We start from the raw sequence: 19881 nt of genomic DNA, 5'->3' as shown, positions 1-19881 counted from the left end.
CCGGCCCGACCCGAACGGCCTAGTCGCCCTTCACGTTCACGATCTGGCGCAGCGTGTGCCGCACCTTCACGAGCGACGCGGCGTCGGCCATGACCCGGTCGATGGGCTTGTAGGCCTGCGGGATCTCGTCGAGGAACGCGTCGGTGTCGCGGAACTCGATGCCGACCATCGCCTCGCGCAGCTGCTCGTGCGTGAAGGTCTGCCGGGCCTTCGTGCGCGAGTACTCCCGCCCGGCGCCGTGCGGCGACGAGTTCAGCGACATCGGGTCGCCGAGACCCTCGACGACGTACGACGCCGTGCCCATCGACCCCGGCACGAGGCCGAGCCGACCGACATCCGCCTGGATGGCGCCCTTGCGCGACACCCACACCCGCTTGCCGAAGTGCTCCTCGCTCTCGGTGAAGTTGTGGTGGCAGTTGATGCGCGCCCGCTCCTCGACGGGCGTGCCGACCCACTCCGACACCTGCCGGATCACGCGGTCCATCATCTCCTCGCGGTTGAGGAGCGCGAAGTGCTGCGCCCAGCGCAGCTCCCGGATGTACGTCGTGAACTCGGGCGAACCCTCGACGAGGTAGGCGAGGTCAGGGTGGGGCAGGTCGATCCACCACTGCTTCGCGAGCCGCCTGGCGACTCCGATGTGGTGCTGCGCGATCTTGTTGCCCACGCCCCGGCTGCCCGAGTGCAGGAACAGCCACACCCGGCCCTCCTCGTCGAGCGAGACCTCGATGAAGTGGTTGCCGCTGCCGAGCGTGCCGAGCTGCTCGCGCCAGTTGCCCGCGTACTTCGAGGGGTCGAAGCCCTTCGCCTCGGCGAGCGCCTCGAGCTCGGCCACCCTGGGCGCGGCGGTCGCGACGACCTTGCGGTTCTGGCGTCCGGCCGAGAGCGGGATGGCGCGCTCGATCTGCTCCCGCACCTCCCGCCGGTCGGTCGGGAGGTCGGATGCCTCGAACTGCGTCTGCACGGCGATCATGCCGCAGCCGATGTCGACGCCGACGGCCGCGGGGATGATCGCCCCGAGCGTCGGGATGACCGACCCCACGGTCGCGCCGAGACCCAGGTGGGCGTCGGGCATGAGCGCGAGGTGCGGGTAGATGAACGGCATGGTCGACGACGTGCGGGCCTGCTCGACGGTCTTCTCATCGATCAGGCTCGCCCATGAGACGAGCCGGTCGGAGTACTTCTCCATGGTCCTTTCCTTGTCTGGTTGCACTGCGTGATTCCGAGGGCCCGAGGGTCTCGTCGCGCGCGCGGACAAGAAAACACCCCGGGCCTCGAGCGGCACGGGGTGACGGAGAACGGCGGATGCCGCGGCGTCAGGGTGCCGGCTCGAGAGCCTGGTCGAGTTCGCGATTCAGGTCGCGCGTGATGCGCGGCCCGTATGCGGGCTCGACGAAGGCGGGCTTGCTCAGGCGCTGCAGCTGCGTGCTCATGGCCGACCTTCCTTCCAGGCTGCGGGGATGCCGCGCGGACTGCGCAGCCTTCGGACACTAGTGGTGCGGATGCCGCGGGGTCAATGATCTTCTTCGCAGCCGCATCGAGCGGCGACTTCGCGGGCGGACGCCGAGGCGCGGCATCCGCTCGCTCAGAAGACCGGAACGCGGTCCTCGCGCTCGTCGAGCACCCACACCTTCGACGCGATCGCGTGGAACAGGCGATGCGGCGCGGCCCCGGTGACGCTGCCGATGGCCCACGGCCGAAGGCCCGACGCCTCGCAGCCGGCGTTCAGGACCGCCAGCGCGTCGTCGAGCGCATCCTCGGGAACGGGCTCGGCGAGCGCCTCGGCATACACCGCGGTGGCCTCGCCGACGGGCGTCGTCGAGTCGTACACGGCGAGCGCGACCTCGGCCCGCGCGCCGATGTTCTCGGAGTGCCGGCGCGTGGGGCGCGACACCCAGACGAACTCGCGCAGGTCGCGCACGGCGAACCAGACGGGTGTGGCCCAAGGACGGCCGTCGGCATCAGCCGTGGCGAGGGTCAGGTAGGCGTTCGAATCGAGGATCCGCTGGGCGGAGGTCGCCACGGGCGACGAAGCTGCATCGGTGGCCATGCCTCCATGGCTACCAGACGGCGTCGCGAGCGCTCGGGGCACGACCGGCGCGGCGGCAATAGGCTGATCCTCGCTACCGTTCACGATCCGGGGGGAACCACCGATGGCCGAGCACGTCGACGTCGACAACTTCGCACACGCCGAGACGAGCCGCATGTTCGCGGCCCTCGCCGCGAACGCCGGAGGCGTCGGCCTCTGGAAGCACTTCCGCGAACCGACGCCGCTCGACCAGCAGCCCGTGATCCGGCAGAACCGCGACACGCTCTACAGCACGTACCTGCTCGACGCATCGGCCGGCGCGACCCTCACGATCCCCGAGGCGGGCGACCGCTACCTGTCGGTCATGGTCGTCAACCAGGACCACTACATCCCGCTCGTGCTGCACGAGGCCGGCGACCACCGGTTGCACGCCGACGATCTCGGCTCGCGGTACGTGCTGCTCGCGGCGCGCGTGCTCGTCGACCCCGCCGACCGAGCGGATGTCGCCGCAGCCAACGCCGTGCAGGACGGGTTCGCCGTCGAGGCGGGCGCATCCGAGCCGTTCGTGCTGCCCGACTACGACACCGCGAGCTTCGACGAGACGCGCACCGCGCTGCTCACCCTCGCGCGCGGCATCGGCGGCTTCGCCCACGCGTTCGGCGCGGCCGACGAGGTCGACCCCGTGCGCCACCTCATCGGCACGGCCGCGGGCTGGGGCGGACTGCCCGAGTCCGAGGCCTTCTACGCGAACGTCGAACCCGGCCTGCCCGTCGGCGCGTACGCGCTCACCGTGGGCGACGTGCCGACCGACGCCTTCTGGTCGGTGTCGCTCTACAACGCCGACGGCTACTTCGAGGAGGTCGACGGCGGCCTGGTCAACGTCAACAGCGTCACCGCCGATCGCAACGACGACGGCACCGTGACGATCCACTTCGGCGGGCCCGATGACGGCCGCCCGAACCGCCTCGGCATCGCCGAGGGCTGGAACTACCTCGTGCGGTACTACCGCCCGCACCCCGAGGTCGTCGACGGCAGCTGGACGTTCCCGGCGGTCGCGCCGGTCGCGTAGGTCGAGCGGCGCTCAGACCGAGCGCACCCGCTCGCGCCGCCCGGGCACGCCGTCGGCCACCGGATGCCACGCGCCGTCGCGCTCGACCTCGTACGCCCGGAACGCGCAGGGCAGGCCCTTCGCCGTCATGAGGTCGGGCCCGTCCATGAGCTGGAAGTGCAGGTGCGGCGACGTCGAGTTGCCCGTGTGCCCGACGCGGCCGAGCACGTCGCCGACATCGACCCGCTGACCGGATGTCACGGCCACCGACCCTGGCACGAGGTGCGCGAAGCCCGCGAAGACCTCGCGCCTGCCGCGACCGCCGACGAGGTCGACCTCGCCGCGGATCAGCACGTGGTTGCCGAGGATCGACCCGAGCTTCTCGGGCGTGAACGTGAACGCATTGCGCGTCGCGAGGAAGAACTCCCGGAACGGGTTCACCCACTCGCGCTCGGCCAGGCCGTCGGAGGTCGCGACGACCTCGCCCGCGAACGGCGCGTGCACCGGCTGGCCCCACGCGTAGCAATCACGAGCGCGTCCGCCGACGGTCTCGGTCTGCCATGCCGACGCCGGATGCACGTGCACCCCGCGTCGACCGTCGACCTTGACGAAGTCGTACGCGAACCGCTGCCCGAGCATGTCTGTGCCGTGGCTCGGCACCCGGTGCGCGGGCGTGGTGACGGCCATCCAGCCCTCACCCCGCAGCGGGAAGTCGACCACGATCGCGTCGCGCAACTCGTCATGCATGCGCGGCACGCTACCGGTGCGGGCAGCGGGCCGCCTCCGCCGCGGGGCGGATCCGCACCTCGCGGGCAGGCGGAGTCGCCGCTAGGGTGAGCCGCATGTCGGATGCCGCGGGCGGGCACGCACCGACGCGACCGTCGGGCGGGGCGCCGGCTCGCGGCATCAGCGATGCCCCTGACGAGCCTCGCGCCCGCGCCGACCGCCCTCGGGTCGACGCCCTCGAACCGCTCGCGCGCGCACCCGTCTTCGCCGCCATGGCCGCGCTCGCGGTGCTGCTTGCGGCGACGAGCCAGTGGTACGGGTTCCACCGCGACGAGCTGTACTTCCGCATGCTCGATCCGGCGTGGGGCTACGTCGACCAGCCGCCGTTCACGCCGTGGCTCGCGCGCACGATCACGTCGGTCGTCGACGAACCCTGGGCGCTGCGCATTCCGGCGATCCTCGCCGCGGTCGCCGCGGTGCTCGTGCTCGCGCTCATCGCCCGGGAGGCGGGCGGCGGCAGGCGCGCGCAGGCGGTCGCGGCGTGGGCCGCGGCATCCGCCTCGTTCCCGATGGTGTTCGGGCACGTGCTGCTCACGGCGTCGATCGACCTCGTGGTCTGGCCGCTCGTCGCGCTGTTCGCGATGCGGGCGCTGCTGCGCGACGACGCTCGTGGTGCCGGCCGGTGGTGGCTCGCCGTCGGCCTCGTCACGGGTCTTGCCACGTACAACAAGCTGCTGGTCGTGCTGCTCGTCGCCGGCATCGGCATCGGGCTGCTCGCGGTCGGGCCGTGGCGGGTGCTGCACTCGGGGTGGCTCTGGGCCGGGGTCGGCATCGCCGTCGTCGTGGCCCTGCCGAACCTCGCGTACCAGGCGATGAACGACCTGCCGCAGCTGCGCATGGGCGCCGCGCTCGCAGCCGACTCGGACGGCGAGGGACGCCTGCTCACCCTGCCGTTCCTGTTGCTGCTCGCAGGGCCGCCGCTCGTGCCGATCTGGATCGCCGGGCTCGTCGGGTTGTTCCGGCGCCCGGCGTGGTGGCCGATCCGCCTGTTCGCCGTGGCGTTCGCCGTCGTCGTGCTCGCGACCATCGTCGGCGGCGCGCAGCCGTACTATCCCGTGGGCCTGGTCGAGGTGCTGCTGGCGCTCGGCGCCGTGCCCACCGCCGAGTGGATGCGCACCCGCGGCCGGGCCGCGCTCGTCTGGGCCGGAATCGCACTGAACGGGGTCGTCTCGGCACTCATCGCGCTGCCGCTGCTGCCACTCGCCCTCGTGGGCGCGAGCCCGTTCGCCGCCATGAACCAGACCGTCGGCGACACGATCGGCTGGCCGACCTACGTCGCGCAGGTCGCGGTCGTCGTCGACGGCGCGCGCGACGGCACGATCCAGGATGCCGCGGCCGACCCGGTCGTCATCACCTCGAACTACGGCGAGGCCGGCGCCGTCGCGCGCTACGGGCCCGACCACGGACTCGACCCGGATGCCGTCTACAGCGGGCACAACGCCCTCTGGTTCCAGGCCAGGACGTCGGATGCCGCGACCGATGTCGTCTTCGTCGGCGAGCTGTGGCGTCGGGTGGCCGGCGACTTCGCCGCGTGCACGACCCTCGCGCGCCTCGACAACGGGCTCGACGTCGACAACGAGGAGCAGGACGTGCCGATCACGCTCTGCACGGACCGCATCACCGGCTGGGACGAGCTCTGGCCGCGGCTCGCGCACCTCAGCTGAGAGGTCGCGTCAGTTGCCGCCGCCCCCGTCGCCACCGCCGAAGCCGCCCCCGTCGAAGCCGCCCCCTCCGTCGAATCCTCCGCCGTCGAACCCTCCGCCCCCGTCGTACCCGCCGCTTCCCCACCCGCCGGGCTCGCCGCCCGCGAGGTAGCCGCCGCCGAACCCCTTCGTGTCCTGCATGAGCGGCAGCCCGAACCTGGAGTCGTCACCGCGGGCGAGCAGGCCTCCGGCGATGCGGATCGGCTGCGAGAGCTCCGCGGCGAGCACGCCCAGGCACGACGTGAAGCGCTCGGCCGAGAAGGAGACGGTGCTGTGATACCAGGCCGGCGGACGGCCAAGGGCAGCGGCTCGCTCGGCGTAGCCCTCGATGGGGGATGCCTCGTCGAACAGCACGGCCCATGGCAGCAGCTCCTCGGCCGAACCCTTCGCCTCGCCGACCGACGCCCGCAGTTCGTTCGAACGTTCGCGCAGCCGAATGCCGGCCGCATTCAACGGGATGAACCTCGGCAGCACCGCTCGCACGGCGAGCGCGAGCACCGCGATGCCGATCGAGCTCCACGCGAGGGACTGCGCCGTCTCGTCGGTGGTCAGCGCGAGCAGGCCGAACACGAGGCCGAGCACACCGGCGATCGTCGCCACGCGCAGTCGCAGGCCGGGACGCGGCTCGCGATAGGTGAGGGCCGCATCGTCGAAGCGGTCGCGCGTGACGGAACGCAACAGGGAGTTCCCCTCGACGACCCGGTCGATGTCGACCATGGCGCCCGGATGCAACTGCGTCGAGCCGCCGGTGTTCCCCGGAGAGAAGACCGCGATGATCAGGCCGTCGGCGAAGGCGCGTTCGTCGCCGACCGCTCCGGCGACGCGCGGATCGCCGGACACCAGTCCGAGGTGCACCCGGCGCGCCGACGGATGCCCGTGCTCGCCTGCCCCGCGCTCGTCGCGGATGACGAGCATGCCCTCGACGGCCAGCTGCACGACCGCTGCCGCCAGCCAGCGCACCGCCGTTGCGCCCGACACGAACGCGACGGCGCCGAGGCCGACCGTGAGCGGATCGGTCGCGGTGAACAGGTCCTCGCTGGGCGGGCGAAGCCAGGCGATCACGATCGAGCCCACGGCCAGCGCCGCGGTCAGTGCGGCGACGAACGAGAGGAGCGGCAGCGCGATGGCGGCGAATCCCATGCGCGCAGGGTACTCCCGGGAACACTCGGCCGACAGATCCGGCCGACGCGCGACAGGCGCGGTGCAGATGACGCGGCTTCGGATGGTTCGGGCTGCGAGCAACGGCGGTTCGGCGCGCCGCGGCATCCGTCGACATAGGCTTCAGCGCAGGAGGTTCGACGATGACCAAGCGGATGCCCAAGAAACTCTACGAACGCGAGCTGAAGGACCTGCAGGCGAAGCTCGTCGACATGCAGGCCTGGGTGCAGGCGTCCGGCGCGCGCATCGTCGTGATCTTCGAGGGGCGGGATGCCGCGGGTAAGGGTTCGACGATCAAGCGCGTCTCCGAGTACCTCAACCCGCGCGTCACGCGCATCGTCGCACTGCCCACGCCGAGCGTGCGCGACAAGACGCGCTGGTACTTCCAGCGGTACGTGCCGCACCTGCCCGCGGCGGGCGAGATCGTGCTCATGGACCGCTCCTGGTACAACCGGGCCGGCGTCGAGCGCGTCATGGGCTACTGCACGAACGAGGAGTACCACCGGTTCCTGCACCAGGCGCCGATCTTCGAGCGCATGCTCGTCGAAGACGGCATCATCCTGCTGAAGTACTGGTTCAGCGTGTCGGATGTCGTGCAGGAGGAACGGTTCCGCTCCCGCCTCGAAGACCCCATGCGCCGCTGGAAGCTCAGCCCGAACGACGTGCTCTCGATCACGAAGTGGGAGGACTACTCGCGCGCGAAGGACGCGATGTTCGCGAACACCGACATCTCCGAAGCCCCCTGGTTCGAGATCGAGAGCGACGACAAGCGCACCTCGCGCATCAACATGATCCACCACCTGCTCTCGAAGATCCCGTACCAGCCGGTCGAGCGCGAGACGATCACGATCCCGCCGCGGCCCGACGCCGGCGGCTACGAGCGGCCTCCCCGCGAGTGGGCGAACCTCGTGCCCGACTACGCGGCCGAGGTCGTGCAGAGCCACCAGGTCGAGATCGCGGAACGGCGCGCGAAGGCGGACTGATTCCCGCCGGATCACCCGGTCGCGCCCGGCCGGGCATCGCACCTGTCAACGAGTCCGCCCGCAGTGGGGTAGTCTCGTAGAGCAAGCGGAAACGCGGGCAACGCGGATGTGGCGCAGTGGTAGCGCATCACCTTGCCAAGGTGAGGGTCGCGAGTTCGAATCTCGTCATCCGCTCAGTACACGCGAAGGCGGGCTCCCGGTCGGGAGCCCGCCTTCGTCGTTCTCGGCGCGCGGTCACGCCGGCGCGGCGGTCGCGCCGACGCGGCGGTGCGCCGGTCGGGCAGACGCACCGACGCGGCATCCGCTCAGCGCTCGAAGACGACCCCGCCGCCGACGACGGTCACGGCCGTCTGCACCGAGGCGAGCTCGCCGACGGGCAGGTCGAACGGATCGGCGGTCGCGACCGCCAGGTCGGCGCGCTCGCCCACGCGGATGCGACCCGCGCGCCCGAGCACGAGCGAGCTCGACCCGCTCGTGTAGGCCGCGAACGCCTGCTGGAGGCTCAGCGACTGGTGCTCGGCATCGAGCGTCGGCGGCATCGCGCCCGCCGGGAGGGGCGGCACCTCGACACCCGGAGGCAGCGGAGCCCACCGGTTCACGACCACGTGGATCGCCAGCCACGGGTCGGCGGGCGAGACCGGCCAGTCGGATCCCATGGCGAGCTCGGCGCCGCCGTCGACCATCGTCCTGAACGGGTAGCCGCCGAGCATGCGCTCCTCGCCGATCATCGAGACGACGTACGGGTCGGGAGCGGCCCACAGCCCCTGGATGTTCGCGGTGACGCCCAGCGGGCCGAACCGCCTCGCGTCGTCGGGCTGCACCATCGAGAGGTGGGCGATGTGGTGCCGCGGCCCATGCCCGTTCGTCGCACGTGCCTGCTCGATCGCATCGAGGGCGACGCGGATGCCGCGGTCCCCCATGATGTGCAGGTGCAGGGCGAAGCCCGCGGCATCCAGTGCACCGACGAACGCACGGATGGCGTCCTCCTCGAAGTGCAGCTCGCCGGCGAACCCGTCGTCGGCGTGCGTGCAGTACGGCTCGAGGAGCGCGGCCGTCTCGCCGTGCGGCACGCCGTCGATCATGGCCTTGGCGGTCGAGGTGGCGAATCCCGCCGCGGCGTTGCGCTCGCGGAGGTCGACGAACCGCTCCACGAGGGCCGGCACCTCGTCGACGCGCAGCCCCGGCGCGACCCAGAGCGCGCCGGACGCCTCACTCGGCAGGGTGCCGTCGGCGATGGCGCGGAGGTACGCCGGCGTGCCGTCTGCCTTGCCGTTGTACTCGCCCAGGATGGCCTCGTGCCAGCCGGTCACGCCGATCGACCACAGGTAGTCCTGCGCATTCAGGAGCCCGGCGTACATCTCGTCGTCAGTCGACGGAGGGACGACCCGCCCCACGAGTTCGGCGGCCGTCTCGTTGAGGTATCCGGTGGGGTCGCCGTGCTCGTCGACGTGGATGTGCCCGTTGTGCGGCTGGGGCGTGAGCCGGTCGATGCCGGCGAGCTCGAGCGCCCTCGAGTTCACCCACAGCGTGTGGTGCCCGGCATCGCTGAGCGCCACGGGGCGGTCGGGCACGATCGCGTCGAGCTGCTGCCGGGTCGGTGCCGGGAAGAGCTCGTGGCTCCAGCCGCCGCCCGTGATCCACTCGGCCGAGGTGCGCGCGGCGCCGGCGCGGATGAGGTCGAGCGTCTCGTCGACGCTCGCCGCCGGGGTCAGGTCGATGCTCAGGCGCTCGACGCCGGCGAACACCGCGTGCGCGTGGGCGTCGACGAAGCCGGGATGGATGGCACCGCCGGCGGCGTCGACCACGCGGGTGCCTGCACCTCGCAGCGCGAGCACCAGGTCGTCGGAGCCGACGCGCACGATGCGACCATCCGAGATCGCGACCGCGGTGTGGTCGGTGCGCACCTTGCCGTCGAAGACCCGGCCGTTCACGATGACGAGTTCGGTGGTCTGGGTCATGGGGTTCCTTCTTCTCGTATAGGGGTCGGCTTGTCGGATGCGGGTCAGATCAACCGGAACACCCGGATGACCACGAAGCCGGGCTCGGCCCTGGCGTATCCGATGAACTGCGAGGCGGTCAGCCACTCCAGCTCGGGATGCCCGGTGCGGAACCGGAACGCCGTGCGGTAGTAGAGCTCGCGTTCGTCGACCGGCTCGCCCGCCAGCATCCGCTCGTACGTCTCGGGGTCGGTGCGCCAGACGCCGCGGTTGACGACCTCGACGCCGGCAGCGCCATCCGACACCTCCGCCCCGATCACGTAGCGGGCGTCGAGCTTCACCGTGAGGCCGCGGGCGTCCCACCAGTCGCCGCCGCCGTCGAGCACGGTGCCCCGCAGCAGGGGGCCGTCGAACGTGCCGCCCGAGACCCGGGCGAAGTGCAGGCCCTCGCCGGGTTCGCGCCCGCCCAGCGGCACCGGGTCCTCGACCCGGCACCGCAGTTCGAAGCAGTACTCGAACTCGGGCTGCATCAGCGGTTCGGCTGTCATGTCGTTCACCGTCCGTTCGGGGTCTGGGTGCTGCGGGTGACCGTCGCCAGCGACGCCGTGCGCCCCAGCCGACGGCGGCGAGGACTCCATCCTGCCCGCGGGATCGAGTCGAGGAGCAATCGCGTGTACTCGGCCTGGGGTGCATCGAGGATGGTCTCGGCGGTGCCCTGCTCTTCGATGCGGCCCTGGCGCATCACGATGACGTGGTCGCAGAGCCGACGGATGACCGTGAGGTCGTGCGTGATCATGAGCAGGGCGACGCCGGTCTCGCGGCGGATGCCGTCGAGGAGCGTCAGGATCTCGACCTGCGTCGTGACGTCGAGCGCCGAGACCGCCTCGTCGAGCACGAGCAGGGCGGGATCGGCCGCCAACGCCCGGGCGATGGCCACGCGCTGCCGCTGCCCGCCCGACAGGGCGCGCGGCCGCTGGTCGAGGAGCGCCTCGGCGAGCCGCACGTGCCCCATGAGCTCACGGACGCGACGGTCGAGGTCGGCCCTGGACTCGCGCGGCCGGTGCACGCGGATCGCCTCGACGAGGCACTGCCGCACGGTCTGCCGGCGGTCGAGCGACTGGTACGGGTCCTGGAAGACCATCTGCGCGAGCTTCGCCCGGGCGCGGCGTTCCGTGCCGCTCCGCGCAGGGCGGCTCCAGTCCTCGCCGTCGACCGTCACGACCCCGGCGTCGGCCCGCTCCAGTCCGACCAGGATGCGCGCGGCGGTCGTCTTGCCCGACCCCGACTCCCCCACGATGCCGAGCGATCCGCCGGGGCGGAGCTCGAGCGAGAGGTCGTCGACCGCGACGAGGGTCTCCTTGCCCCGCCCCGCGCTGCGCACCCGGTAGGTCTTGCGCACGTGCTCGATGCGCACCATCGGATGCCCCGTCTCGGCCGTCGGGGCGATCGGTGCGGCCTCGGCGAGCGAGGCCGCCATGAGCACCTTCGTGTATTCCTCACGGGCCTCGGTTCGCATCGTCTTCGCGCCGAGGGTCTCGACGATGCGGCCGTGCTGCATGACGTTCACCCGGTCGCATACGGCACCCGCGAGCGCGAGGTCGTGCGTGATGAACAGCATCGAGAGCTCGCGATGCCGTCGCAGGTCGGCGATGACCGCCATGACCTCCTCCTGGGTGGTCACGTCGAGCGCAGTGGTGATCTCGTCGGCCAGCAGGATCTCTGGGTCCATGGCGAGCGTCGCCGCGATCATCACGCGCTGCAACAGCCCGCCCGAGAGTTCGGCCGGGTACTGGCGCAGTCGACGCGCGGGGTCGCCGATGCCGACCTCGTCGAGCAGTTCGAGCGCCCGACGGTTCGCAGCGGCGGGCGTCGCACCCGCGACGTGCACGAGCGCCTCGGTCATGAAGTCGCCGATCGTGCGGAGCGGGTTGAGGTGGGCCCGCGGCGTCTGGAACACCATGCCGAGTCGGCGCGCCCGAAGGTCGCGCACCTCGCGCCGGCCCATCGCCGCGACATCCTGCCCGTCGATGCGGATGGTGCCACCCGTCGTGAAGCCGTCGGGCAGCAGCCCGGCCACGGCGCGCACGGTGAGCGTCTTGCCCGAGCCGGACTCGCCCACGAGACCGACGGCCTCGCCTCTCGCGACCTCGAGCGAGCTCGCGAAGACGAGCTGCCGCGGCCCGGTCGGCGCGGGCGCGAAGACGTCGAGACCGTCGATCTCGAGAATCGGGTGGGTCATCGTTCCTTCTCCTCGGCCCAGGTGGTGACTCTCGCCCCGATGATGCCGACGGCGAGCACGGTGACGACGACCAGGATCGCCGGGTAGACGGACTGCTCGGGCGCACCCGCGAGGATGCCCGCCTGGCCTGCGGCGATCATCGACCCCCAGTCGGGCGCGGGCGGCTGCTGCCCGAGGCCCAGGTACGAGATGGCCGACAGGTCGAGCATCGCGTAGCCGAACCCGACCGCGGTCTGCGCCGCGACGACGGGCACGATCGCCGGCACGAGGTGACGGAAGCACATCGCGAGGCTCGAGACGCCCTGCACCTGGAGGGCCGCCATGTACGGCTTGCCGAGCTCGCGCGACGCCGCCGTGCGGGTCAGCCGCGCGACGATCGGGATGTACGCGATCGACAGCGCGACGACCGGGGCGAGCAGCCCCTTGCCGAACACCGCCACGGCGAGCACCGCGATGACGATGCCCGGAATGGCGAAGATCACGTCGACGAGCCGGGCGATGCCGCCGCTCACCCAGCCGCCGAACCAGGCCGCGGCGAGCGCCAGCCCGAGCCCCGCGATCGTCGAGAGCAGCACGACCGCGATCGGCGCGAAGACGCTCGCCGCGCCGCCCACGAGCACGCGCGACAGGATGTCGCGGCCCACGTCGTCGGTGCCGAAGGGGTGGGCGAGGCTCGATGGGCCGTTCACCGGCCCGACGTAGAGCTCGGTCGCGTCGTAGGGGGCGATCCACGGCCCGATGGCCGACGCGATTGCGACGAGGCCGAACACGACGAGGGCGCCGAGGAACACCCCGTCCCGCTTCGCCGCACGCCTGGCCGCGATGGGCACCGAGCCGTTCGCGAGCTGCACGACGCTCATGCCCTGCTCCTTCCGCCGACGCTGGTCGGGTCGATGAGTGCGCTCCAGAGGTCGGTGGCCGCGTTCAGCACGACGAAGATCGTGACGAGCAGCAGCGACACGATCTGCACGACCGGGAGGTCGGCCCTGGCGGCCGCCTGCACGAGCAGCGACCCGATGCCGCCGAGCCCGAACGCCACCTCGGCGATCGCCGACGCCGCGAACAGTCCCGCGACCGTGGTGCCCGTGATCGCGAGGATCTGCGGCGAGGCGTTGCGGAACACGTGCACGCCGAAGATGCGGGACCGCGGGATGCCGCGCACCCTCGCCGTGTCGACGTGCTCCGACTGCAGCTGCGCGACCAGCGAGCTGCGCGTGACCCGGCTGATGTAGGCGATGAACAGCACCGCGAGCGAGATCGCCGGGAGCACGAGGTGCCAGAAGCGATCCCAGCCCTCGTCGCCCTCGCCGTAGACCGGGAACCACCCGAGCGTCTTCGCGAAGATCCAGATCAGGAGGATCGCGACGACGAACGTGGGCAGGGCCATGCCGAGCGAGGTGAGCACGGCGACCGTGCGGTCGACGGCTCCCCCTCGCATGGCGGCGATGACGCCCGATCCGACCCCGAAGACGAGGATGACGAGCACCGTGAGCAGCACGAGTTGCAGCGTGATGCCGAACCGCGGGCCGACGAGCGTCATGACGTCGGTCTTGTAGACGAAGGACCGGCCGAAGTCGCCCTGCACCGCCGAGGTCAGCCACTGCCAGTACCGCGCCCAGACGGGATCGTCGAGGTGGTACTCGGCCCGGATCTGCTCGAGGAGCTCGGGGGTCGGCTTCGCTCCGCCGGCGAGCGCCGCGATCGGGTCGCCCGTGAGCAGCACGGCCGAGTAGATCACGACGCTCGCCAGGAACAGCGTCAGCAGCATGCCGCCGAGCCGCTCGAGCAGCATTCGGGTGAGGGGGCTCACGGGTCGGTCCTTCGTCTCACTTGCCGCCGAGGTGCAGAGCCCAGGGGCTGCTGTACGCGGCGACCGAGGTCGTGACCCCGGTGAGGGCGTCGTTCAGGTAGGTCAACTGGTAGGTGCCCGCGAGCGTGACCTGCAGGAAGTCCTGCGCGAAGATCTCCTGCGCGGCGACGAACTCGTCGGCGGCGGTCGCAGGGTCGGTCGCGTTGCGCGCGGCGAGCAGGTGCTCGGTCACGTCGGGGTCGTCGTATCCGCTCCAGTTGAAGACGCCTCCCCGGTCGGGCGGCAGCATGAACAGCGACGGGTAGCCGAGCACGCCCGGGGTCTCGAGGTAGCCCTGCGTCGCGACGAAGTCGATGCCGTCGCGCTTGCTCGGGTCGTAGAACAGCGCGCCGAAGTCCGACGCCTGCATCTCGTCGATCTCGAGGTCGAGGCCGATCTGCTTCGCGGCGCTCTGCATGATGGCCGCCGTCTGCTGGAACTCCTTGGCGCCGGCGGGCACCGCGACGACGAGCGGCTCGCTCACGTCTTCGCCGCTCTCGGCGACGAGCGCCTTCGCGGCCTCGAGGTCGACCTTCGGCGCGGGGAGGGCGTCGTAGCCCGCCTGGTAGATCGACGCCTCCGTCATCGACTGGAACGAGAACTCGGGCACGATCGTCTTCTGCACGTATCCGAGGCCGTTGGCGACGGTCGCGAGGTACTGGTCGCGGTCGATGGCGAGGCTCAGCGCCTCGCGGATCTTCGGGTTCGCGCCCGCTCCGGTGTCGGAGGCCGGGCCGAAGCTGTACGACGCGGTCGAATGCCCGACCGTCAGGGTTCCGGCGCCGTCGCCCTCGTAGACGGCCCGGGAGCCCGGCGAGACGTTGATGGCGCCGTCGATCTCGCCCTGGGTGAGCGCCGTGGCGAGCGTGGAGCTGTCGTTCACGAACGTGTACGTCAGGGTCTTCACGAGCGGGGCGCCGTTCCAGTACTGCTCGTTCGCGGTGGTCGTGATCTCGCTGCCCGGCTTCCATCCGCCGGGCGCGAGCTCGTACGGGCCCGAGCACATGAGTCCGCCCTCGGGCGTGCCGAGCGCATCGCCCGCGGCCTCGCCGAACGCCCGCTGCATCACGGCGCCGCCCTGCCCTGCGAGCGCGTCGCGGAACGTCGAGTCGGGCGCGATGAAGTGCACGGTGACCTCGTTCGGCGCGGTCGCGACGATGCCCGCGGCGGGGTCGGGCACGACCAGCGCGAACGCCCCGTACCACTGCGATGCCGGGTCCAGGTTCTGCTGCAGGCTGTAGGCGACGTCGTCGGCGGTCACGGGGCTGCCGTCCCAGAACGTCACGTCGTCGCGCAGCGTGATCACGAAGGTGACGGGATCGACGAACTCCGCGCTCTCGGCGACGCCGGCCTGCACCGAGAAGTCGGGCTGCAGCGACAGCAGGTTGTCGCAGAGGTTCGGGATGATGAGGTTCGCGGATGCCGCGGGGTTGAGCGTCGCGGGTTCTCCTTCGACGATGGCCCAGGTGACCTCGTCGACGGTCGTGGTCGCCGCGGGCAGCGAGTCGACGAGCGTGATCGCCGAGGCCTCCGCGTCGACGTCGGCCCCGTCGCGGGGAGTGCAGCCGGACAGTGCGAGCATCGCCGCGCAGGCGACGGCGCCCGCTGCGAGTCCAGTTCGTTTCATGGTGATGTTCCGTTCGTCGGTGGTGCGTCGGGGTGAGATGGTGCGGGGGTGGGTTGGGGGTGCGCTCCGGCTCAGGCGAGGAGGAACACGCGGATGCAGACCTGGCCGTCCTCGTCGCGGGCGAGCCCGACGAACTGGTGCTCGGCGAGCCAGCGGTGCTGCGGGGCATCCGTCTGGAACACGGGTGCGGTTCGGAAGTAGAGGCCAGGCTCGTCCTCCGGGACGTCCTCGCCCGCATCCATCCGACGCAGGATGTCGGGCGTCGCCCGGAAGTACCCGCGGTTCAGGATGTCGATGACCGCGCCGTCGCCCGCGCGGACCAGGTACCTCGCCTCGAGCTGCGCGGTGCCGGAGCGTTCGACGGCCCAGTCGCCGCCGCCAGCGAGCACCTCGCCGTTCAGGCGCGGGCCGGCGACGCTGCCGCCGGAGATCGGGGTGAACGAGAGCCGTTCGTCGCCGCCGCGGCCGATGTGCAGGTCGGGGTCGACGGTCGCGCGGATCTCGAAGACGAACTCGAGTCGCGGTTGCATGGGTGCGTTTGTCACGGCAGGTCTCCTTCGAGGACGGTGAGGGTGATCGCGAGGCCGTCGGCACCGCCGACGACGAGGCGCTGGCGATTGGAGCGGGTCTCGCCCCAGGTCCACGGGTCGGCTCCGGTGCCCGGCTGCGGCAGGAACTCGGGGTAGTCGCTGCTCGACACGTGCACCCTCAGCCGGTGTCCCGCGCGCAGGCGGTAGCCGAGCTGCCCCAGGTCGACGTCGAGCACGCCGGGCTCGGTCGCATCGAGCAGCTGGCGCTGGCCCCGTGCGATCCGCAGCGCCGTGCCGTCGGGCGCGACGTCGAGCAGCCGAACGAACAGGTCCATGACCGGGCCGTCGGATGCCACGAGCGCCCGTGCCGAGACCGGGCCGACGAGGTCGACGTCGGCCGAGAGCACCGCCGAGTCGAAGCGCAGCACGTCGCCGCGCTCGCCGAGCGGGGCCTCGTCGGGGCGGGTGAGCAGGAACGCGAACGCGTCGTCGACGCTCGAGGGCACGAGGTCGGCCGGGTCGTGCGTCCACTCGAGGGTCGTCTCCGACTCGGGGCGGTCGCCGAGCGCACCGTCGGCGGTCGCACGGAGGGTGACGCTGCGCACCCCCGCCGGGGGCCAGCTCGCGCTCGTGCGCATCTGGTCGGTGCCGGCGAGGTTCCACTCCACCTTCGGCAGGTCGGCGGCCTGGCCGTTGCCGCGCACGAACACCTCGAAGAACGCGATCGCGGGGTCGAGGGTGCGCGGCAGCAGCTCCACGATCTGGGCGTCGCTGCGGTCGAAGCTGCGATCCTCGTCGGGCTCGTCGAGCCGGAAGCTCTCGTGGTCGATCGACTCGATGCGCAGGTGATGGTGGGCATCCCAGTTCGGATGCCGGGTGATCTCGTCGACGTCGGCCCACGAGAGCGGCGCGCAGTTGTCCCACCAGCCGATGGTGTGCAGCACCGGCACCGAGCGACCGGCGAACGGGTCGCCGTTCGGGAACCGGGGCAGCAGCACTGGGTTGGGGTACCACTGGTCGTAGGAGAGTCCGCGGGCGCCGACCTCGGCCATGAACTCCTCGGCCTGCGCGGCGAAGTCGCGGCGCGACCAGTCGGGTTCCCAGTGCAGGGCGTCGTTCTCGAAGAACTGCGTGAGCGGGTACAGGTACGTCACGCCCCACTCGACCCGGCGCGAGCGCCCGCTCGGTTCGGTGCGCACCGGCTCGCCGAGCCCCGTGCCCGTCACCCGCGGCGAGATCGCCTTGAGGGCCGGATGACCGCTCGCGGCGGCCGCCCACTGCGTGTAGCCGTAGTAGCTGTCGCCCCACATCGCGACGCGGCCGTTCGACCACGCCTGCCGGGTGATCCACTCGATCGTGTCGTAGCCGTCGTCGACCTCGTTCACGAAGAGCAGGGCGTCGCCTTCGGAGCGGAACTTGCCGCGCACGTCCTGCGCGACCACGCGGTAGCCGTGCTGCGAGAAGTACCGGGCGATGGCGGGGATGAACGTGTACTCACCCGACTTGTCGTAGGGCAGGCGGATCAGGATCGTGTCGCCCGGCGAATCGTCGCCGCCGTCCGGCGCACCTGGCAGGTAGACGTCGGCGGCCAGCCGGACGCCATCGCGCATGCGGACGCGCGCCGGGAACGAGGCCGGGCTCTCGGGCGCGGGCGGGACGCGCAGGATGTCGGGCAAGATCGCTCCTCTCACGGCGCCGGACCCGGCTCGGGTGCGACGTGACGGTCACGCTACGGTTCCGTTCAGTAGTTAGTCAAGTCTGACTAGACTAGAATTAATCGGACCGTTACACTCGGCTGCAGTCGGCCCGACCGCCCAGCCGACCGCACGAGAGGAGCCGCGTTGGCACGACCGTCCGTCGCCGCAGAACGCCGCGAGCAGATCATCGATGCGACGATGACGACGATCGCCGAGCACGGCATCCACGGCACGACGCTCGACCGCATCGCCGATGCAGCCGGCATGTCGCGCGGCCACGTGCGGCACTTCGTCGGCAACCGCGACCGGCTCCTCCTCGACACCGCGACCGCCGTCTTCGCCGACGAGAGCGGCGAGGTCGGCTCGATACTGCCGGGCGGGGTCGACGACCTGACCGGAGCGCTCGACTACCTCTTCGGCCCCGTGTTCAGCTCGCCTGACCGGGAGAACGCCGTCGTGCTCGGCCTCGTCGAACTCGCGCGCGTCACGCCCGAGATCGCCGCGGTCCTGACCACCGCGTATACGGCCACGCGCGTGCAACTCGCAGGACTGGTCGCACGGGCGAGGCCCGACGCCGCGACCGACGCGTGCACGACCGCGGCCTACGGCATCCTCAGCTCGGCGCTGGGCACCGTCTTCCTCGGCGACTTCGACGCAGACCCGTCGCGGGTGGTCCGCTCGCGTGCAGCGGTCGACGCATTGCTCGCGACGCTCTGAGCCTCGCCGAGCGCGCGCCCGACCGACCTACGCGACCGGACGGACCCCGCCCTCGGGCACGATGTCGCCCGCATGCACGGCGACCCACTGCACGAGCGGCAGCATCTGCTGCATGAGCTCGTGGCCGAGATCGGTCAGCGCGTACTCGACGCGCGGCGGCACCTCGGGGTACGAGGTGCGCACGACCAGGCCGTCGGACTCGAGCGTGCGCAGCGTCGAGGCGAGCATCTTCTCGCTGATGCCCTGCACCTCTCGACGCAGCTCGCCCCAGCGATGCGTGCCGTCGGTGAGCGCGAGCAAGACGAGCACGCCCCACTTGCTCATGATGTGATCGAGCACCACCCGAGTCGGGCAGCCCTCGGTGAAGACCTCTCCGGACGATCGCCGGATCTCCGCAAGACTTACCGTCATGTGGGTAGCTTACTTCAAAGTGGGTACCTCCGATCGGGAATGTACCGCGGGTTCGAGCCCGTTGCACCCGGCGTACCCAATCGGAAGGAACCGCTCCTCATGACCATCCTCGTCACCGCCGCCTCGGGCCAGCTCGGCCGCCTCGTCGTCGACGCCCTCCTCACCCGCGGCGCCGAGCCCTCGAGCATCGTCGCCGGAGCACGCGACACCTCCAAGCTCGCGGATGTCGCGGCTCGCGGCGTGCAGACGGTCGAGCTCGACTACTCCAAGCCCGAGACCCTCGCACCCGCCCTCGAGGGCGTCGACGCCGTGCTGCTCATCTCGGGATCCGAGGTCGGGCAGCGCGTGCCCCAGCACGGCAACGTCATCGACGCGGCCAAGGCGGCCGGCGTCGCCAAGCTCGTCTACACGAGCGCGCCCAAGGCGAGCACGGCCGACTACCCACTCGCCCCCGAGCACAAGGCCACCGAGGAACTCATCGCCGCGTCGGGTGTGCCCTCCGTGATCGTGCGCAACAACTGGTACATCGAGAACTTCGCAACGGATGTCGCGCGCGCCGCGGACTCCGGCGTGATCGCCGCCTCGTCGGGCGACGGCGTCATCGTGGGCGCCACGCGCGCCGACCTCGCCGACGCGGCAGCCGTCGTGCTGCTCGAGGACGGCCACCTCGGCGAGGTGTACGAGCTCTCGGGCGACCAGGCGTGGACCTCCGCAGACCTCGCGGCGGCGGCATCCGAGGTGCTCGGGCGCGACGTCGCGTACACGCCGCTCACGACCGAGCAGCATGTCGCCGCACTCGAAGCCGCCGGTCTCGACGCAGGGCTCGCGGGCTTCGTCGCCGGCATCGACGCGGGCATCGCCCAGGGCGTGCTCGACGTGCCGACCGGTGGCGTCTCGCGCCTCACGGGCCGCCCGACGACGACGCTCGTCGACGGCCTTCGCGCGGCGCTCGCGCCGGTCGCCGCGTAACGGTCGCCGCGCAACCACCGCATCGCCCGCCGGTCGAGGAGGCGCGCAGGCGCCGGCTCGGGACCCCATCGGTCTCGAGCCGCTCCGCTCCACGACCAGCGGGCGATGCTGCTCTCGGCGGAGCGGCTTCGCGAGGGAAACGCGACCCGAACCGCGTTTCGATGCAGGATCTGCGCGTCGCGCGCGACATCCGTGCGTTCC

Annotated in this window: 18 protein-coding genes and 1 tRNA gene; 6 read left to right on the top strand and 13 right to left on the bottom strand. The window is 71.5% G+C overall.

Going from position 1 to position 19881, the window contains the following annotated elements; translation table 11 throughout:
- Positions 1-19 precede the first annotated feature (19 nt).
- On the bottom strand, positions 20-1186 hold the full coding sequence (locus BM342_RS13905) for an RtcB family protein (protein WP_092967218.1): 1167 nt from the start codon (positions 1184-1186) through the stop codon (positions 20-22).
- Between the two features lie 396 nt (positions 1187-1582).
- Positions 1583-2047 carry a pyridoxamine 5'-phosphate oxidase family protein gene (locus tag BM342_RS13900; RefSeq protein WP_177232199.1) on the bottom strand — a complete coding sequence of 155 codons (465 nt, stop codon included), beginning with the start codon at positions 2045-2047 and terminating at the stop codon, positions 1583-1585.
- Between the two features lie 103 nt (positions 2048-2150).
- On the opposite strand from BM342_RS13900, the gene BM342_RS13895 reads away from it, so the two are divergent.
- A complete protein-coding gene (locus tag BM342_RS13895) occupies positions 2151-3095 on the top strand; it encodes a DUF1254 domain-containing protein (RefSeq protein ID WP_092967216.1) in 945 nt (314 codons plus the stop codon).
- Between the two features lie 12 nt (positions 3096-3107).
- On the opposite strand, the gene BM342_RS13890 is transcribed toward BM342_RS13895, so the two are convergent.
- Complete coding sequence (locus BM342_RS13890) at positions 3108-3821, bottom strand: M23 family metallopeptidase (protein WP_092967214.1); 714 nt, start codon at positions 3819-3821, stop codon at positions 3108-3110.
- A gap of 95 nt (positions 3822-3916) precedes the next feature.
- Between BM342_RS13890 and BM342_RS13885 the strand changes: the two genes are divergently transcribed.
- Entirely contained in the window at positions 3917-5524 is a 1608-nt protein-coding gene (locus tag BM342_RS13885; RefSeq protein WP_218154947.1) for a glycosyltransferase family 39 protein, read from the top strand.
- 9 nt (positions 5525-5533) lie between these two features.
- On the opposite strand, the gene BM342_RS19975 is transcribed toward BM342_RS13885, so the two are convergent.
- Positions 5534-6703 carry a DUF2207 domain-containing protein gene (locus BM342_RS19975; RefSeq protein WP_177232198.1) on the bottom strand — a complete coding sequence of 390 codons (1170 nt, stop codon included), beginning with the start codon at positions 6701-6703 and terminating at the stop codon, positions 5534-5536.
- A 173-nt stretch (positions 6704-6876) separates the two neighbouring features.
- Here BM342_RS19975 and ppk2 point away from each other — a divergent pair, with 173 nt between their 5' ends.
- Positions 6877-7704: a polyphosphate kinase 2 gene (gene ppk2 / locus BM342_RS13875; protein ID WP_092967212.1), complete on the top strand. Its 828-nt coding sequence runs from the start codon at positions 6877-6879 to the stop codon at positions 7702-7704.
- A gap of 102 nt (positions 7705-7806) precedes the next feature.
- A tRNA-Gly gene (locus tag BM342_RS13870) sits at positions 7807-7878 on the top strand.
- A 131-nt stretch (positions 7879-8009) separates the two neighbouring features.
- Here the strand turns inward: BM342_RS13870 and BM342_RS13865 are convergent.
- The 8 genes from BM342_RS13865 to BM342_RS13830 form a co-directional block, all read right to left on the bottom strand.
- Positions 8010-9662 (bottom strand): amidohydrolase, encoded by a 1653-nt coding sequence (locus tag BM342_RS13865; protein WP_092967210.1) that lies wholly within the window; start codon positions 9660-9662, stop codon positions 8010-8012.
- A gap of 44 nt (positions 9663-9706) precedes the next feature.
- Positions 9707-10189 (bottom strand): DUF3237 domain-containing protein, encoded by a 483-nt coding sequence (locus BM342_RS13860; protein WP_092968622.1) that lies wholly within the window; start codon positions 10187-10189, stop codon positions 9707-9709.
- Between the two features lie 5 nt (positions 10190-10194).
- On the bottom strand, positions 10195-11880 hold the full coding sequence (gene nikE, locus BM342_RS13855) for a nickel ABC transporter ATP-binding protein NikE (protein ID WP_092967208.1): 1686 nt from the start codon (positions 11878-11880) through the stop codon (positions 10195-10197).
- The gene (locus BM342_RS13850) at positions 11877-12740 is read right to left on the bottom strand and encodes an ABC transporter permease (RefSeq protein ID WP_092967206.1); all 864 of its coding nucleotides are present in this window, start codon (positions 12738-12740) and stop codon (positions 11877-11879) included. Before BM342_RS13850 ends, nikE begins: the two co-directional genes overlap by 4 nt.
- Positions 12737-13690: an ABC transporter permease gene (locus BM342_RS13845; RefSeq protein WP_255368812.1), complete on the bottom strand. Its 954-nt coding sequence runs from the start codon at positions 13688-13690 to the stop codon at positions 12737-12739. The genes BM342_RS13850 and BM342_RS13845 overlap by 4 nt, the downstream gene beginning before the upstream one ends.
- Positions 13691-13706: 16 nt before the next feature.
- Entirely contained in the window at positions 13707-15356 is a 1650-nt protein-coding gene (locus tag BM342_RS13840) for an ABC transporter substrate-binding protein (RefSeq protein ID WP_092967202.1), read from the bottom strand.
- A gap of 71 nt (positions 15357-15427) precedes the next feature.
- Positions 15428-15901 carry a DUF3237 domain-containing protein gene (locus BM342_RS13835; RefSeq protein WP_255368811.1) on the bottom strand — a complete coding sequence of 158 codons (474 nt, stop codon included), beginning with the start codon at positions 15899-15901 and terminating at the stop codon, positions 15428-15430.
- On the bottom strand, positions 15898-17562 hold the full coding sequence (locus BM342_RS13830; protein WP_255368810.1) for a CocE/NonD family hydrolase: 1665 nt from the start codon (positions 17560-17562) through the stop codon (positions 15898-15900). Before BM342_RS13830 ends, BM342_RS13835 begins: the two co-directional genes overlap by 4 nt.
- 165 nt (positions 17563-17727) lie before the next feature.
- Here BM342_RS13830 and BM342_RS13825 point away from each other — a divergent pair, with 165 nt between their 5' ends.
- Complete coding sequence (locus BM342_RS13825) at positions 17728-18300, top strand: TetR/AcrR family transcriptional regulator (protein WP_092967199.1); 573 nt, start codon at positions 17728-17730, stop codon at positions 18298-18300.
- 27 nt (positions 18301-18327) lie between these two features.
- On the opposite strand, the gene BM342_RS13820 is transcribed toward BM342_RS13825, so the two are convergent.
- Positions 18328-18711, bottom strand: a complete 384-nt coding sequence (locus tag BM342_RS13820; protein ID WP_092967197.1) for a winged helix-turn-helix transcriptional regulator — start codon at positions 18709-18711, stop codon at positions 18328-18330.
- 99 nt (positions 18712-18810) lie between these two features.
- Between BM342_RS13820 and BM342_RS13815 the strand changes: the two genes are divergently transcribed.
- A complete protein-coding gene (locus tag BM342_RS13815) occupies positions 18811-19680 on the top strand; it encodes an SDR family oxidoreductase (RefSeq protein WP_092967195.1) in 870 nt (289 codons plus the stop codon).
- The last annotated feature ends 201 nt before the right edge of the window (positions 19681-19881 follow it).

It is taken from the genome of Agromyces sp. CF514, from assembly GCF_900113185.1.
Taxonomy (GTDB): Bacteria; Actinomycetota; Actinomycetes; order Actinomycetales; family Microbacteriaceae; genus Agromyces.
This window is presented reverse-complemented; position numbering and strand designations above follow the sequence as displayed.

What these genes read in the sequence shown, in the direction of transcription:
- BM342_RS13905 (WP_092967218.1), bottom strand. Translation starts at nt 1,186, where the DNA reads ATGGAGAAGTACTCCGACCGGCTCGTCTCATGGGCGAGCCTGATCGAT.
- BM342_RS13900 (WP_177232199.1), bottom strand. Translation starts at nt 2,047, where the DNA reads ATGGCCACCGATGCAGCTTCGTCGCCCGTGGCGACCTCCGCCCAGCGG.
- BM342_RS13895 (WP_092967216.1), top strand. Translation starts at nt 2,151, where the DNA reads ATGGCCGAGCACGTCGACGTCGACAACTTCGCACACGCCGAGACGAGC.
- BM342_RS13890 (WP_092967214.1), bottom strand. Translation starts at nt 3,821, where the DNA reads ATGCATGACGAGTTGCGCGACGCGATCGTGGTCGACTTCCCGCTGCGG.
- BM342_RS13885 (WP_218154947.1), top strand. Translation starts at nt 3,917, where the DNA reads ATGTCGGATGCCGCGGGCGGGCACGCACCGACGCGACCGTCGGGCGGG.
- BM342_RS19975 (WP_177232198.1), bottom strand. Translation starts at nt 6,703, where the DNA reads ATGGGATTCGCCGCCATCGCGCTGCCGCTCCTCTCGTTCGTCGCCGCA.
- ppk2 (WP_092967212.1), top strand. Translation starts at nt 6,877, where the DNA reads ATGCCCAAGAAACTCTACGAACGCGAGCTGAAGGACCTGCAGGCGAAG.
- BM342_RS13865 (WP_092967210.1), bottom strand. Translation starts at nt 9,662, where the DNA reads ATGACCCAGACCACCGAACTCGTCATCGTGAACGGCCGGGTCTTCGAC.
- BM342_RS13860 (WP_092968622.1), bottom strand. Translation starts at nt 10,189, where the DNA reads ATGACAGCCGAACCGCTGATGCAGCCCGAGTTCGAGTACTGCTTCGAA.
- nikE (WP_092967208.1), bottom strand. Translation starts at nt 11,880, where the DNA reads ATGACCCACCCGATTCTCGAGATCGACGGTCTCGACGTCTTCGCGCCC.
- BM342_RS13850 (WP_092967206.1), bottom strand. Translation starts at nt 12,740, where the DNA reads ATGAGCGTCGTGCAGCTCGCGAACGGCTCGGTGCCCATCGCGGCCAGG.
- BM342_RS13840 (WP_092967202.1), bottom strand. Translation starts at nt 15,356, where the DNA reads ATGAAACGAACTGGACTCGCAGCGGGCGCCGTCGCCTGCGCGGCGATG.
- BM342_RS13820 (WP_092967197.1), bottom strand. Translation starts at nt 18,711, where the DNA reads ATGACGGTAAGTCTTGCGGAGATCCGGCGATCGTCCGGAGAGGTCTTC.
- BM342_RS13815 (WP_092967195.1), top strand. Translation starts at nt 18,811, where the DNA reads ATGACCATCCTCGTCACCGCCGCCTCGGGCCAGCTCGGCCGCCTCGTC.